Source organism: Streptomyces sp. NPDC002935, from assembly GCF_040611295.1.
In the GTDB taxonomy this organism is placed as follows: domain Bacteria; phylum Actinomycetota; class Actinomycetes; order Streptomycetales; family Streptomycetaceae; genus Streptomyces.
Map to the genome: position 1 here is coordinate 97,142 of NZ_JBEXNW010000016.1, position 13,906 is coordinate 111,047.

The 13,906-nt window shown below is 69.2% G+C and carries 17 protein-coding genes and 1 pseudogene; 8 read left to right on the forward strand and 10 right to left on the reverse strand.

Going from position 1 to position 13,906, the window contains the following annotated elements; genetic code table 11:
• The first annotated feature begins 121 nt into the window (after positions 1–121).
• Positions 122–2,788 carry a cellulose binding domain-containing protein gene (locus tag ABZX90_RS22595; RefSeq protein WP_355207363.1) on the forward strand — a complete coding sequence of 889 codons (2,667 nt, stop codon included), beginning with the start codon at positions 122–124 and terminating at the stop codon, positions 2,786–2,788.
• A 196-nt stretch (positions 2,789–2,984) separates the two neighbouring features.
• On the opposite strand, the gene ABZX90_RS22600 is transcribed toward ABZX90_RS22595, so the two are convergent.
• The 3 genes from ABZX90_RS22600 to ABZX90_RS22610 all read right to left on the reverse strand — a co-directional run bounded on the left by ABZX90_RS22600 (position 2,985) and on the right by ABZX90_RS22610 (position 4,307).
• Entirely contained in the window at positions 2,985–3,416 is a 432-nt protein-coding gene (locus ABZX90_RS22600) for a helix-turn-helix transcriptional regulator (protein ID WP_351129328.1), read from the reverse strand.
• Positions 3,417–3,469: 53 nt separating this feature from the next.
• On the reverse strand, positions 3,470–3,796 hold the full coding sequence (locus ABZX90_RS22605; RefSeq protein ID WP_355207366.1) for a hypothetical protein: 327 nt from the start codon (positions 3,794–3,796) through the stop codon (positions 3,470–3,472).
• Between the two features lie 367 nt (positions 3,797–4,163).
• Positions 4,164–4,307: a hypothetical protein gene (locus ABZX90_RS22610; protein WP_351129324.1), complete on the reverse strand. Its 144-nt coding sequence runs from the start codon at positions 4,305–4,307 to the stop codon at positions 4,164–4,166.
• Between the two features lie 357 nt (positions 4,308–4,664).
• Here ABZX90_RS22610 and ABZX90_RS22615 point away from each other — a divergent pair, with 357 nt between their 5' ends.
• From ABZX90_RS22615 to ABZX90_RS22630, 4 genes are all read left to right on the forward strand, one after another.
• Complete coding sequence (locus ABZX90_RS22615; protein WP_355207369.1) at positions 4,665–4,859, forward strand: hypothetical protein; 195 nt, start codon at positions 4,665–4,667, stop codon at positions 4,857–4,859.
• 58 nt (positions 4,860–4,917) lie between these two features.
• Positions 4,918–5,148 carry a hypothetical protein gene (locus ABZX90_RS22620; RefSeq protein ID WP_351129319.1) on the forward strand — a complete coding sequence of 77 codons (231 nt, stop codon included), beginning with the start codon at positions 4,918–4,920 and terminating at the stop codon, positions 5,146–5,148.
• Between the two features lie 50 nt (positions 5,149–5,198).
• On the forward strand, positions 5,199–5,378 hold the full coding sequence (locus tag ABZX90_RS22625) for a DUF397 domain-containing protein (protein ID WP_355207371.1): 180 nt from the start codon (positions 5,199–5,201) through the stop codon (positions 5,376–5,378).
• A gap of 754 nt (positions 5,379–6,132) precedes the next feature.
• Positions 6,133–6,525 (forward strand): IS5 family transposase, encoded by a 393-nt coding sequence (locus tag ABZX90_RS22630; RefSeq protein WP_355207374.1) that lies wholly within the window; start codon positions 6,133–6,135, stop codon positions 6,523–6,525.
• 125 nt (positions 6,526–6,650) lie between these two features.
• On the opposite strand, the gene ABZX90_RS22635 is transcribed toward ABZX90_RS22630, so the two are convergent.
• The 3 genes from ABZX90_RS22635 to ABZX90_RS22645 form a co-directional block, all read right to left on the reverse strand.
• Positions 6,651–7,079, reverse strand: a complete 429-nt coding sequence (locus ABZX90_RS22635; RefSeq protein ID WP_351129309.1) for a DUF4267 domain-containing protein — start codon at positions 7,077–7,079, stop codon at positions 6,651–6,653.
• Positions 7,080–7,575: 496 nt separating this feature from the next.
• The gene (locus ABZX90_RS22640) at positions 7,576–7,926 is read right to left on the reverse strand and encodes an antibiotic biosynthesis monooxygenase family protein (protein WP_355207377.1); all 351 of its coding nucleotides are present in this window, start codon (positions 7,924–7,926) and stop codon (positions 7,576–7,578) included.
• A 181-nt stretch (positions 7,927–8,107) separates the two neighbouring features.
• The gene (locus ABZX90_RS22645) at positions 8,108–8,554 is read right to left on the reverse strand and encodes a DUF1772 domain-containing protein (RefSeq protein ID WP_355207380.1); all 447 of its coding nucleotides are present in this window, start codon (positions 8,552–8,554) and stop codon (positions 8,108–8,110) included.
• 90 nt (positions 8,555–8,644) lie between these two features.
• Here ABZX90_RS22645 and ABZX90_RS22650 point away from each other — a divergent pair, with 90 nt between their 5' ends.
• Entirely contained in the window at positions 8,645–9,223 is a 579-nt protein-coding gene (locus tag ABZX90_RS22650) for a TetR/AcrR family transcriptional regulator (RefSeq protein WP_351129301.1), read from the forward strand.
• 189 nt (positions 9,224–9,412) lie between these two features.
• On the opposite strand, the pseudogene ABZX90_RS22655 reads toward ABZX90_RS22650, so the two are convergent.
• Both ABZX90_RS22655 and ABZX90_RS22660 read right to left on the reverse strand, forming a co-directional pair.
• Positions 9,413–9,975 (reverse strand): annotated as a pseudogene (locus ABZX90_RS22655) (Tn3 family transposase); the annotation flags it as partial.
• 62 nt (positions 9,976–10,037) lie between these two features.
• Positions 10,038–10,982, reverse strand: coding sequence for a YafY family protein (locus tag ABZX90_RS22660; RefSeq protein ID WP_355207383.1), 945 nt, complete (start codon positions 10,980–10,982; stop codon positions 10,038–10,040).
• Between the two features lie 40 nt (positions 10,983–11,022).
• Between ABZX90_RS22660 and ABZX90_RS22665 the strand changes: the two genes are divergently transcribed.
• Together ABZX90_RS22665 and ABZX90_RS22670 are read left to right on the forward strand one after the other, a co-directional pair.
• The gene (locus ABZX90_RS22665) at positions 11,023–11,601 is read left to right on the forward strand and encodes a hypothetical protein (protein ID WP_355207386.1); all 579 of its coding nucleotides are present in this window, start codon (positions 11,023–11,025) and stop codon (positions 11,599–11,601) included.
• Entirely contained in the window at positions 11,598–12,149 is a 552-nt protein-coding gene (locus ABZX90_RS22670) for a hypothetical protein (RefSeq protein WP_355207389.1), read from the forward strand. Before ABZX90_RS22665 ends, ABZX90_RS22670 begins: the two co-directional genes overlap by 4 nt.
• Positions 12,150–12,162: 13 nt before the next feature.
• On the opposite strand, the gene ABZX90_RS22675 is transcribed toward ABZX90_RS22670, so the two are convergent.
• Both ABZX90_RS22675 and ABZX90_RS22680 read right to left on the reverse strand, forming a co-directional pair.
• On the reverse strand, positions 12,163–12,468 hold the full coding sequence (locus ABZX90_RS22675) for a 4a-hydroxytetrahydrobiopterin dehydratase (protein WP_351129291.1): 306 nt from the start codon (positions 12,466–12,468) through the stop codon (positions 12,163–12,165).
• A gap of 354 nt (positions 12,469–12,822) precedes the next feature.
• Positions 12,823–13,890, reverse strand: coding sequence for an ADP-ribosylglycohydrolase family protein (locus ABZX90_RS22680; protein ID WP_355207392.1), 1,068 nt, complete (start codon positions 13,888–13,890; stop codon positions 12,823–12,825).
• Positions 13,891–13,906: the final 16 nt, after the last annotated feature.

Below are 13,906 nucleotides of genomic sequence, written 5' to 3' on the forward strand. Positions count from 1 at the left end.
CCGGCCATCACGCCTTTCCAGCCCCGTCTCATCCCCTCACTTCCCTCATTCCCCCTCCCCCCTTTCCCCCTCTTTCCCCCTCCCCCTCTTTCCCCCGTTCGTTCCCGGAGAGGACCCCACCGTGCGAAGAACCCGCATCCTCACGGCCGTGCTCGCCCTCGCCACCGGATTACTGGCCGGCACCCCGCCCGCACTGGCCGCGAACAGCCCCGAGGCCGCGGTCCCGGCCGTCGCGGCCGACACGTACACCTGGAAGAACGCCCGCGTCGACGGCGGCGGCTTCGTCCCCGGCATCGTCTTCAACCGCTCCGAGAAGAATCTCGCCTACGCCCGTACGGACATCGGCGGCGCCTACCGCTGGGTCCAGTCGTCGAAGACCTGGACCCCGCTGCTCGACTCGGTCGGCTGGAACGAGTGGGGCCACACCGGCGTCGTCAGCCTCGCCTCCGACTCCGTCGACCCGAACAAGGTGTACGCGGCGGTCGGCACGTACACCAACAGCTGGGACCCGACCGACGGAGCCGTCCTGCGCTCCGCCGACCGGGGCGCGAGCTGGCAGAAGGCCGACCTGCCGTTCAAGCTGGGCGGGAACATGCCGGGCCGGGGCATGGGCGAGCGCCTCGCCATCGACCCCCACAAGAACAGCGTGCTGTATCTCGGCGCGCCCAGCGGCAAGGGCCTGTGGCGGTCCACGGACTCCGGCGCGAGCTGGTCGCAGGTCACCGGCTTCCCCAACGTCGGCAACTACGTACAGGACGCGACCGACACCAGCGGCTACGCCTCCGACAACCAGGGCATCGTCTGGGTCACCTTCGACGAGTCGACCGGCACCTCGGGGAGCGCGACGCAGACGATCTACGTGGGGGTCGCCGACAAGGACAACGCGGTCTACCGCTCGACGGACGGCGGGGCGAGCTGGTCCCGGCTCGCGGGTCAGCCCACCGGCTACCTCGCCCACAAAGGCGTCCTCGACGCGACGAACGGCTACCTCTATCTCGCCTACAGCGACAAGGGCGGCCCGTACGACGGCGGCAAGGGCCAGTTGTGGCGGTACGCGACCCGGACCGGGACGTGGACGAACATCAGCCCCGTCGCGGAGGCCGACACCTACTACGGGTTCAGCGGGCTGAGTGTCGACCGGCAGCACCCCGGCACCGTGATGGCGACGGCGTACAGCTCCTGGTGGCCGGACACCCAGATCTTCCGGTCCACGGACAGCGGCGGCTCCTGGACGAAGGCGTGGGACTACACCTCGTACCCGAACCGCTCGAACCGCTACACGATGGACGTCTCGTCCGTGCCGTGGCTGACCTTCGGCGCGAATCCCTCACCGCCCGAACAGACCCCCAAACTCGGCTGGATGACCGAGGGGTTGGAGATCGACCCCTTCGACTCCGCCCGGATGATGTACGGGACGGGCGCGACGGTCTACGGCACCGAGAACCTCACCAACTGGGACACCGGTACCCAGTTCACCGTCAAGCCCATGGTCCAGGGCCTGGAGGAGACGGCGGTCAATGACCTCGCCTCTCCCCCGTCGGGTGCTCCCCTGCTCAGCGCCCTCGGTGACATCGGCGGCTTCCGGCACACGGATCTCACCAAGGTCCCGTCGATGATGTACACCTCGCCGAACCTCACCACGACGACCAGCCTCGACTACGCCGAGGCCAACCCGAACACGGTGGTCCGGGTCGGCAACCTCGACTCCGGGCCGCACATCGGCTTCTCGACGGACAACGGCGCCAACTGGTTCGCGGGCAGCGACCCTTCGGGGGTCACCGGCGGCGGGACGGTCGCCGCGGCCTCGGACGGCAGCCGCTTCGTGTGGAGCCCGGCCGGGACCGGAGTGCAGTACACCACCGGGTTCGGTACGTCGTGGTCGGCGTCGAGCGGTATCCCGTCCGGCGCGGTCGTCGAGTCGGACCGGGTGGACCCGAAGACCTTCTACGGCTTCAAGTCGGGCAAGTTCTATGTCAGTTCGGACGGCGGCGCGAACTTCACGGCGTCCTCGGCCGGCAACCTGCCCAGCGGGGACAGCGTGCGCTTCAAGGCGCTGCCCGGCACCAAGGGCGATGTGTGGCTCGCGGGCGGCGCGAGCGACGGCGCGTACGGGCTGTGGCACTCGACGGACGGCGGCGCGAACTTCACCAAGCTGTCCAACGTCGAGCAGGCCGACACCATCGGCTTCGGCAAGGCGGCGACCGGCGCCGCGTACCAGACGCTCTACACCAGCGCGAAGATCGGGGGCGTCCGCGGGATCTTCCGCTCGACGGACAAGGGAGCGACCTGGACGCGCATCAACGACGATGCCCACCAATGGGGTTGGACGGGTGCGGCCATCACCGGCGACCCGCGGATCTACGGGCGCGTGTACGTGACGACGAACGGGCGCGGGATCGTCTACGGCGACAGCTCGGACGCCGGGGGCGGCGGGGGCGGCGGTACGGACCCGACGCCTCCGCCGACGGGGGCGTGCTCGGTGACGTACAAGATCACGAACCAGTGGTCGGGCGGCTTCCAGGCCGACGTGTCCCTCACCAACACCGGCTCCACCGCCTGGACCGGCTGGACACTGGGCTGGACCTTCCCGGACGGCCAGAAGATCACCCAGCTCTGGAACGCCGACTACACACAGTCGGGCGCGACCGTGACAGCGAAGAACGTCAACTGGAACGCCAACGTGGCAGCGGGTTCGTCGGTCGGCTTCGGCTTCACGGGGAGCTGGACGGGGGCGAACGCGAAACCTGCGGCTTTCACGTCGGGGGGTGAGACTTGTGCGGTGAGTTGACCTCGCCCTCGTTCCCCTTCGGGGCACGTTCCCGAAGGGGATTTCCCTGATTCTGAGGGTGAGGTCGTGCTGAACTTCCGCTCCGGGTCGAATGGTTTCGATTGCCTCGTGCAGGTGGCGGCGCAGTTCGAAAAAGATGCCGTTCACGGCGTAGCGCCCTCGGCCGAGACGCCGCTGAACATGCTGTCCCGGCAGGTTACGGGAGCCGGGGCTCGGGCTCACCCTTGGGGCCGATACTGCAGTCCACCCCGCCCTGACACCCTGACCACCCCGGCGGCTGAGGCGGCTCGATCCGGCCCACGCCGCACACGGCCATGATCAGAGCAAGGATGGCGAGCAGCGCAGCCTGGAGGAGTCGCTTCCAGTCCAGCGTCACGTAGTCGTGATCGTCGCGGCCCGCTCCCGTTTCCGACCCGGTCGCACCATTCTGGGTCTCGCGAGTCTTCATGCTCGCGCGTTCCTCCCTGGTGGCCGTAGAGCGCAGGATGCTGTTCAGCGTCTTCGGCGCCGGCTTGCGCTGCCCGCTGAGCACCAGCGAGAGCATGCCGGGACTGACATTGGCATCGCGAGCCGCCAGCCGAAGACTCTTGCCGGACCGGCCGAGCCTCGCCCGGAGCGCCTCGGACAACTGCCGTCTCCCCTCAGGAAGATCCCCCGCCAGGGGCTTCTGACGAGCGGTCATCAGCTGCCTGCCTCGTCCGGCACGGCAGGCCCCTCGTCCTTTTCGGCCTCGCTGCGAGCACACTGTTCAGCGTCCGCAGCTTCGAACGACGCGAGCTTCGCAGCCTCACCGTCGTTCTGCTCCGGTGCCCCGGCCCTCAAGACGCTCGGTGCCTGCTGCGCAGCACCCGCCGCGGCGGGCAGCCACATGTCCCGCGCGATGAACACGATGGCCGCAGCGGCACTCAACGCCACAGTCGGCCCCACACCCATCGTGATCAACACCACCACGAGGCCGCTGATCACCCCGAAAAACGTCAGCCGTTGAAAGAAAGATGTCCAGGTCAAAGACGTTCAACTCCTCTGTGCAAGCCCGGATACGTACCGGCCCCACCGTGTTTGCCCACAGTGACTTCGGGCCGGTAGCCCTATCGTTCACGGGCGAGGAGTGGATCGACCAGCAACTAGAGGATCTAGTAAACACTTTTCGCAAACCCTTGAGATCCCGCTTCGGACTGGTGCCCAATAGAGGTGTTCGACAACTCCGCAGCCCGGATACGTCGGCCCCGGCCCCCCGTTTTGCCGCGGGGGGCCATGCCGTTTCCAGGGACGTACCGGTCGGCGTGGGTGTCTCGTCAGAGCAGGTGGATCACGAGTTCGGCGGCCGTCCGCTCGTGTCGGACGGCCGCCTCTCGATCTCGCCCCAGATGGATGTTCAGCAGCTCACGGCGTATACACCGTCGGCCGAGGCGCCGTTGACGACGCCCACAACCGCGGTGGAGACCTCGCCCTTCTCGGGATGCCGGAAGCAGATCGCGGGCGCCCACTCGAAGAGGTCGAGGATCTGCCTTCGGTCCATGCCGTCTCCCTGGTGCTGCGTTCTGTTGGGCGGTCCTGCCGTGGTTCCCGGGTTGCCCAACGGGATACGCAGGTCAGGGATTGTTCACCCGATCAGGTGAACAAATTTTTGAATCTCGGCCACTACCTGTAGCCCTACGGCCTACACCACACCACAGGGCTGGCACCTCATCCTCGCCGTCCATCCTGATCTGCGACGAGTTCGGGATCAGCCCCGTCACCGCGAAGCGCGTGCTGAAGGAGCTGCGGGCCAGCGGCTTGGCGGAGATGCAGCCAGGCATCGGCCCGTTCGTCACGGAGCTGCAGCAGCCTCCCGCCGAGGGCTGACCGCCGTCAGAGGTGGCTCTAGAATTTGATCATGCCTCCCACTCCTCCGACTTCGGGTTCGACGCGGTCCGCCGCGGTGCTGAACGCGTTGATCCGGGGCTTCTGGTCGCACCCGGATAAGCGGCTCGACGCGGCCGAGCGGGCCGAGTATGCGGCGCTGGTGACGGACTGGGCCATCGCGGATGCGGCGGAGCGCCGACGTGGTGACGTCGTGAAGGCAGCTTAGGATTCGCTCTCGTGAGCGAGCACCTTCTGACGATCTGATCCGCCTCGAACAGGCCGCCGTGGACGCGCACGCCGCGCTTCTCGAACTGCAGGAACGGTACGGCAGCCCCTCCGCCGGTGACGGCTGGACCGAGGAGCAGCACGCCGAGTACGGGCGTCTGTGGAACGCCTGGCGGGACGCGGCCACCATGTTCCACGCGGCGCTACCCGGCGGGAGCGACCGGTACACGGAAGAGATGCGGGTGAAGAGCGCCGTGCGGCACGCAGCCGCCGAGGCGGAGGCGGCCTAGCTCTCCCCCGGGAACACGCCAGATACTGCAGCAACCACGAGGAGGTGGCTATGCCCTATTCATGGCAGAAGAGCTCGTACAGCGTTACGGGCGCCAACTGTGTAGAGGTGGCGAATCTGAATTCGTCAGTCCTGGTCCGCGACTCGAAGGACACTGCACTACCGCACGTCCACATCAGCGCGGCCAGCTGGGATCTCTTCCAGCGTGGCGTGACGAGCGGCGAGATCTGACAGCAGCAAGCCCCGCGTCGGGCATCACTCCGGCGCGGGGCATCAGCAACAACCCGACTGGCTAGTCGTTATGTTGACGACCACTCTACGAGCCGCCACTGACAACGCCGGACTAGCAAGGGAGCGAGGACCATCTGCCCGGCCTCGCGCATTCTGCCGCCCGCGCGGCAGCATCGGACATTGCCTGAGAGTCAGCCCGAGCGGCGATCTCATCCTTCGCCGTCTGCGCCTGCGCCCGGAGGCTTGCGCTGAAGCAGTCCGGGTTCTGCAGGATCACGTTCGAGGCGATCGCAATCCGCTTGCCCTTCGCGTCCTGCGGCTCGCTCGTGGGCGCTTCACTTGCCTCATCGAGCAGCTGCTCGTCAGCGGCGTTTGCCGACGTGCAGGTGGCGGCATCGTCGTCGCCTGCTGGCGCAGTCGCCCTGCCCGCAACGAAACCGCAGGCTAGAGATCCGGCAACGAGGGCGGCAGCGATTGCGATGAGCACACCGGTTCACTCTCGGCTCTTCTGCGGCGCGGGCGTCGACGGTGCGGGTCTGGCGGGTTCTGCTTCGCTCATCGTGTCCCTCTCGGAACGTTCGAGGGCAGGATCGTAAATGCGCAGGCCGCGGCCAGCGAGTCACGGGGCGCCCCCGATAACGAGGTGCCCCTCGCCGACGGGGGACGGCAACGAGAGGCGGGACGAGTCTCGCAGGCGCGGGGCCGGGGGTCGGCTAGAGCACTTCTTTCCGATCATCGGATCGTTGGTCTGGCCGTGCCGTTGACTGACGCGCAGTGGGCGCGGATAGAGCCGTTGTTGCCTGATCGGACGCCGTGGCTGGGCGGGCGGTGGCGTGATCATCGACAGGTGATCGATGCGATCGCCTGGAAGTTCCGGACCGGGTCTCAGTGGGTGCACCTGCCTGCCGCGTACGGCTCGTGGAAGGGCGTCTATACGAGGCTGAGGAACTGGGCCATCGATGGCACTTGGGAGCGTGTGTTCACCGCGCTTCTCGCCCAGGCCGATGCTGACGGCGACCTGGATTGGGTCGTCGCGGTTGACTCCACGATCGTGCGTGCTCACCAGCACGCGGCCGGGGCTCGCAAAGAGGGGCCTCGACCGAGGAGCCCGGCGACCATGCCATCGGCCGCTCCCGCGGCGGGCTGACTACGAAGATTCACCTCGCCGCCGACCGTAACTGTCGGCCGATGGCCTTCGTGCTCACCACCGGACAGGCCGGTGACGCACCCGCTTTCGGGGTGGCCCGGCCACCCCTTCGGGGCATGCAGCTGTCAGGCGGGCTGCGCAGCGGGCGCTGAGGCAGGGGCCTTGTGGGCCTTGCTGGTTTCGCGGAGGATCAGCAGGCCGGTGATCGCGATCAGCGCCGAGGTCAGGCCGTGGATGCCGAACGCGGCGGCGATGGAGCCGTGGTGGGCCAAGACGTTGATCATGTCGCCGAACGGGGCGACGGCCTCCATCAGCAGGACCCAGCCCAGGGCTCGGCGGTGGCCCGTCACCAGCAGGATGCCGATGACCAGGCCCATCGCGAATTCGCGGATGCCCTTCATGATGAGGAAGCCGTCGCCGTCGCCGTCGGGCCAGTTCGGCAGGCCAACGCCTGGAGTGGACGTCTCGGGGGTCAGGATGAAGGACAGCCCGAGGTAGAGGACGAACAGGGCGCCGGCGGTGGCCAGGACGGTGTTGACGTTCTTCAGCGACATGGTGCTTCTCCTTTGACGTTCAGCCTGGGGTGGGGCAGGGTTCAGCGGCGGGCGTAGCTGGGGCGGCCGATGACTTGCCAGATGACGCGGACCGGTGCGGGTGGGGCGGACAAGATCGCTTTACTCGGAACATCTCTGACCGCGCCGGCCTGCCGGTTCGTCTTCGCCGATGCCGGTTTTGCCGGGCGTCTGGTCGACCGGGCCGCTCAGCGCAGAGCCACCAGCGAAGCCGTGATCCGATGGGCTGCCATCGGCCTCACGCCCCGGCGCCGCCCGGGGTGAGGATTTCCGCCAGGAACTGCGCCGAGGCTTGCGGGGCACGGGCGGGGACGATGGTGTGATTCAGCTCCACGGCCATAGAGACTCCTTGTCAGGGACAGGGCTACGCGTGGTGGGGTTGGTCGGCGGTCTTGGCGACCCGGCATGGTGCGGATGCGTGACTGCCCGGGGGAGGGCAGGGCTTCTCCGGCCGCCCTCCCCGGCTACAGCTGCCGTGTCATGCGTCGATCTGCTCGAAGATATGCGGGTACGACACGATGTCGTCGGGGAACTCGGCAGCCATGCGCTGGAACTCCGGGCTGCCGAACGCCGCGGCGAGAGCCTCGGTCGATTCCCAGACCGCGACGTTCATCAGAAGCTGGCTGTCCGCCGTTCCCTTGTGCATCCGCAGGGAGACGAATCCCGGCTGAGCCTTCATGAACTCGGCCTGCCTGCGAAAGAGGGCCAGGAACGATTCAGTCCTCGCCTTCGGGACGACGAAGGTGTTGGCCAGGACTACGGGACCGGTCTTCTCCTTGAACTGCGCGAACATCGGTGTGTTCGGGTCGAGACTCTGCAGCTTGGCCATTTGCGGAACTTCCTCTCGCTATCGGTGAACGGGTGTCGATGGGGCCCGCGTCCTGCGGGGTACCTGCGGAGTTCGAGGGTGTTGGTGTCCGGGTCCTGGATGTAGCTGGAGGTGGCGGTGCCGCACTTCGGGCGCACGGCCGAGCAGTTGCGGCTGACGACCGGGCAGGTGACCCGTGGGCTCAGGTGAGGGCGGCGACCAGCAGGGCGAAGGCGGCGACGATGACGGCGACGCGGACGTAGTGCCAGCGCTCCCAGGCGTTCAGCTGCTCCTTCCAGTCGGCGGGCCGGTTCTCGGGGGTCCACGTCTTGTTCCGGTTGTTGATCGGAACGAGCAGCAGAATCGACATGACCACGCTGAGGATCAGAAGCGCGCCGGCGGTGACGACGAGTCCGGCGCCGTGGTGGTGCCACCCGGCGACAGCCCAGATGCCGACGAGGACGAGCGAGCCGATGTACCAGACCGGCATCACGGCGCCGAGCATCCGGCCCCCGTGGGCGTGGCCGAGTTGGCCACTGTCCTCCGGGAGAGCGTTGAGGATCGGGTTGATGACGAAGGCGACGGAGAACTCCACCCCCACCATCACGCCGACGACCACGGTGGTGACGACCTCGAGCGCGTTGAGCATGACGACCCTTCCGGTATCTAGCGTCGCTAGCTGACAATGCAACGCTAGCGCTGCTGCCGCTCTCGTGTCTAGCGCTGCTAGGATCGAATCATGTCGGTACAGGAACGCAAGCAGCGCGAACGGGCGGAGCGCGAGCGCCTCATCGTGGCGACGGCCCGCGAACTCGCCGAGCAGCAGGGCTGGGACGCGGTCACCACCCGCCGGCTCGCCGAACGCATTGAATACAGCCAGCCCGTCCTCTACAGCCACTTCCGCGGCAAGCGCGAGATCATCGGCGCCGTCGCCCTCCAGGGCGCCACCGAGATGGCCGCGGCGGTGCGGGCCGCGACCGCCGCCGCGGACGGCCCGCGCGCCCGGGGGTACGCCCTCGCCCGCGCCTACCTCGACTTCGCCGCACGCAATCCGGCGGTCTACGACGCCCTCTTCCAGCTCGACGGCGGTCTCCCGTACGCACAGGAGGACACCCCGGAACCGCTCAAGGACGCCTTCGCCGCGCTGCTGGAGAGCCTCGGCGAGGTCGCCGGGGACGGCGTCGACCCGGGACTGTTCACCGAGGTGTTCTGGGCGTCCCTGCACGGGCTGGCGACCCTGACCCGGTCGGGACGGCTGCCACCGGAGGACACCGAGCCGAGAGTGGAGCTGCTGGTGGACCGGCTCGCCGTGGTCTGACACACCATCCCAGCGGGCACGCAGCCGGGGCCCTCGGGCCCCGCCGCTGCCTGCCTGCGGCAACGCTTCTGGTCACTCGCGCCCACACGGTGCAGCCGCAGATCACCGGGCCCCGTACCCCAGACGGACACCCGCCCCGGAAGCTGCGATGCTTATGGATCAAGACCCGATACGCGCCCTGACGCCGCGTCATTCGCCGGTGCCCTCGTCCTCGTCGAGGTGGACTGTCGCCGGGTAGCGCAGTGGGCGCAGGCCCTCGCGTGGCGGGCGGGCGGGCGGGCAGCGAAGCTGTATCGGCCCAGACAGTTGAGGTTGGCGTGCTTCAGCGGGGAGACCCGGGCGACGTCCTCGCCCAGGACGTCATGCTCCCGCCCCTCGGGCGGCAGGGCCCGCAGGTGGTCGACGGCGGCGTCGAGGTAGCGGGTCGTCCAGAGCACGGCGGCATTGAGGACCAGGCCGAGCGCCCCGAGTTGGTCCTCCTGCCCCGTCCTGTACGCCTGCATGATGTGTCCGCGCTTGCCGTGGCAGATGTCGCGGGCGAGCTTGTGACGTGACTCCTGGACGGTGAGCTGCCGGTTCATCTGGCGCCGTTAGGTGTCGTCTACCGGGTCGGCGACCCGGAGCAGGTGCAGGGTCTTGGCGATCCGTCCGTACTCGGCGAACGCCTGCCCCAGGGGCGTCGGTCGCCCCTCGCGGCCGAACATCCGCAGCAGGTCGTACGCGCGGACCTGCCCGGTCACCATCGAGCCGGCTGCCTCTGTCCCCTCAGTCGCCGCTGCCCGCACGGGAGTTGCCGCCCATACATAAGCGCTCTCTACGCGTATCTGCGGGCCAGCTCGACGATCGTCGCGGCGATGCGGGCGCGCAGTTCGGGCGGCTCCAGGACCTCGATCGCCGTCCCGAGCCGCAGGAAGTCGTCGTGGGCCTGGTCCACGGATTCGACGGGAACGGTGGCGCACGTCCAACCATCCTTTTCCGTACGGCCGTTGACCGTCACCGCGTGACCCGCGGGACCACTCAGACGGGTTCCGGGCGCGATCCGCACGACCGCCTCCGCCCGGTGCAGCCGCTCGTGGAAGTCCCGCTGGTAGGCGGTCCAGTACGCCGCCAGGTCGAATCCCTCGGGGCGGGTGAACTCCTCGCCCGATGTGCTGAGTTCGAGGATCTGGTCCACCCGGAAGGTACGCGGCCCCGGGCCGGCGACGACGTACCAGCGGCCCGCCTTCAGGACGAGGCCGTACGGCTCCAGGCGGCGCTCCACGTCGGTGGGTTCGCGCCAGCGGCGGTAGAGGAAGTGCAGAACACGGCTGTTCCAGACGGCGTCGGCGACGGCGGGGAGGTACGGGGTCTCGTCGGCGTCCGCGTACCAGCCCGGCGCGTCCAGGTGGAAGCGGCCGCTGACCCGGTCGGCGTGCTCGCGCAGCTCGTGCGGGAGAGCGGCGCGCACCTTGAGCTGGGCGGCGGCGAGCACCGACCCGAGACCGAGTTCGGCGGCCGGTCCGGGCACTCCGGCGAGGAAGAGCGCCTCGGCCTCCTCGGTGGTGAGGCCGGTGAGGCGGGTGCGGTAGCCGTCGAGCAGCCGGTAGCCGCCCGCGTGCCCCGCGTCGCCGTACAGCGGAACACCCGCCGCGCTCAGCGCCTCGACGTCCCGGTACACCGTCCGCACCGACACCTCCAGCTCCTCGGCGAGCTGGGCGGCGGTCAGCCTGCCGCGGGTCTGGAGCAGCAGCAGGATCGAGATGAGACGGCTGGACTTCACTGACACATGGTGTCAGTGAAGCGGGCTTAGCGTCCCCATCATGGCTTCGACGACCTCCACTGCATCTACGGCCTCCGCGCCGCCCACGGGCTCCTCGGGCTCTCCGGCCTCTCCGGCCTCCCCGGGCTCCCAGCCACCCACGCTCTTCAGGGAGAAGTTCCTGACCGTGCCGCCGCCCATCGAGGTGACGGGGCGGCGGATCAAGCGCTACCACGTCACGGCGGACCCGGCCGGTATCGAACCCGAGGTCGAGCGGGCGGCGTACGCGATGCTGCCGCGGCTGCTCCCCGAGCCGGACGGCACCCCACCGGCCACCTTCATCGTCCTGCACCGCGGCGGTGACGACGGCGCCTACCTCAACGCCTACAGCTGGGTGTGGGACAACGTCCTGCACTTCCGGGGCGCCGCCGCGGGCCAGCCGGTGCTGGGCTGCCCCGACCGGGACCCGGCCCACTTCATCACCCCGGACCTCCCGTGGATCGGCTGCGTCTGGGAGCTGCCGCCGATCCTGCACGAACGGAATGCCTGGGTACGGCACTTGATCGCCTCCGAAGTACCCGATCTGGAGGCCTACTTGACCGACTCGCTGCCCGAAGGAACCACAGGGGACCGCACATGAGCAACACCCGGGACAACGCCGTCGCCCTCCGCGACTTCGACTTCCTCCACGGGGACTGGGACGTCGTCAACCGTCGCCGTACCGACTTCCTCGACCCGGAGAGCGACTGGGAGGAGTTCCCGGGCGTCAGCCGCTGCTGGGACCTGTTCGACGGGGCGGCGAACATCGACGAGATCGACGTGCCGAGTCAGGGCTGGAAGGGGCTGACGTTGCGGCTCTTCGACTTGGAGACCGAGCGGTGGTCGCTGAACTGGTCCTCCAGCCGCAGCGGGAAGCTCTTCCCGCCGGTGCTGGGGCGGTTCGGGCCGGACGGGTGGGGCGAGTTCCACGGCGACGACACCCATGACGGGAAGGACGTGCGGGTGCGGTTCGTGTGGTCGGGGATCTCGGAGACCACGGCCCGCTGGGAGCAGGCGTTCTCCCTGGACGGGGAGAACACGTGGCTGACCAACTGGACCATGGAGTTCACGCGCACGGCGTCGGCGGCCGCGGCGGCCCGTGGCTTGCTGCCCCGCGTCGCGTCGTACCCGTCGACTTCCTTGTCGTAGTCCAGCACACAGGTCAGTGTGCCCCGTGCCCCGGCGCGAGTTTCTCCACCCGGCGGGCGAGATCGAAGTCGAGTGCGGTGACGGCGCCGCCGACGCTGTGCGTGTTCACCGTGAGGGCGATCGTGTTGTAGCCGAGGGTGAGGTCGGAGTGGTGGTCGAGCTCCTCCTGCACCTGGGCGATGTGCACGACCATGGCGGTCGCCGCGAAGTGCGAGCCGAGCCGGTAGGTACGGGCGAGCCGGTCACCCTCCAGCGACCAGCCGGGCAGCTCCGCCAGCCGCTCCTCGATCTCCTTCTGCGCCAGCGGTTCGACGGCCATGAACGTGATCCCTTCGTACGGCGGTGAGGTGTGCGGGACGGTGTCCGCGGAGTGCGGCGTGTGACGTGTGGAGTACGGAGTGCGGGGCCTGGAGCGCGCAGTGCGGTGTACGGGGCCGGGTGTACCGGGTCGGGCTTACGGGTGAGCCCTTTCCTCAGCCTGCCACAGCCGTCCCCGGTCGGCAGGGCATCAGGGCCGGTCACGGGCGGCGGCAGCCCCGAGTGCCTCGTCGTCGGCGGGGCGGCGTCCGCCGTGCCCGGCACGGCGGCGACGGCGACGGCGGGGCGGCCCGGCGAGTTCCGCGCCGCGGCAGATCGGCGCAGGTCGGCGCAGGTCCGCGGCTGTTTCCGGTTCTCAGCGTCTCACGCACTCCGTCGCGAAGTCGTCGGCCAGGACCGTGATCGTGGAGCGGCCCTCGATCCGTTCCAGCCACTCCTGGGGGAGCCCGTGGTCGCCGTGGCGGGCGCCGAGGAGGTTGCCGCAGACGGCGCCGGTGGAGTCGCTGTCGCCGGAGTGGTTCACGGACAGGAGCAGGGCGTCGGTCACCCGGGGAGCGGCGAGAGCGCAGTAGACGGCGATGGCCAGGGCCTCCTCGGCGATCCAGCCCGCGCCGAGGGACTCGACCTTGCCGGCGTCCGGGGTGCCTTCGGAGGCGAGGTCGAGGGCGCGGTTCAGGGCGGCCGTGGTCTCCTCGTGCCCGGGATGGCGGGCGAGCAGCCGCAGCGTGCGCAGGACGGCGCCCTCCAGGGAGTCCCCGGAGACGAGGTGGGTGACGATCGCGGCGAGGGCTCCGGAGGCGTAGTAACCCGTGGGGTGGCCGTGGGTCATCTGGGCGCAGCGGGCGGCGATGCCGAACACGGTCTCGGCCGAGGTGCGGGTGAGCCCGAAGGGCGCCGAGCGCATGACCGCGCCGCATCCCTTGGAGTCCGGGTTGACGGGTCCGGGCGGCCCGAGTTCGCTCGTCGGGTCGGGAAAGTGGTCCTGCTGGAGCCCGGAGAGGCAGGCGTTGCCGGGCGCCCGGCGGGCGTACAGCCAGCTCTGCGCGGCGAGTCCGCCGTGGACGTCCGGGCCGGGTCCGGGCCCGTTCTGCGTGTCCAGCCAGCGCCCGTACGCCCATCGCACCAGCCGTGACCAGCCGCCCCCGATGCCCTTGAGCCGCTCGCGTACGTGCGCCTGCTGGATGCCCTCCACGGTGAACAGGGTCATCTGGGTGTCGTCGCTGATCCGGCCCACCACCCCGTCGGCGTCGGGGACCGGTCCGGTCACCCCGCGCGGTCCGTGCGCGGCGCGGATCCCTTCGAGGGAGTCGAACTCGACGGGGTAGCCGAGGGCGTCCCCGAGCGCGCCGCCCAGCAGACAGCCGCGTACGCGTGCCCGGTAGAGGGCCTCCGCCTCCCAGGACAGGTTCCACAGGTCGTTCACGTGCCGCTACTCCCGA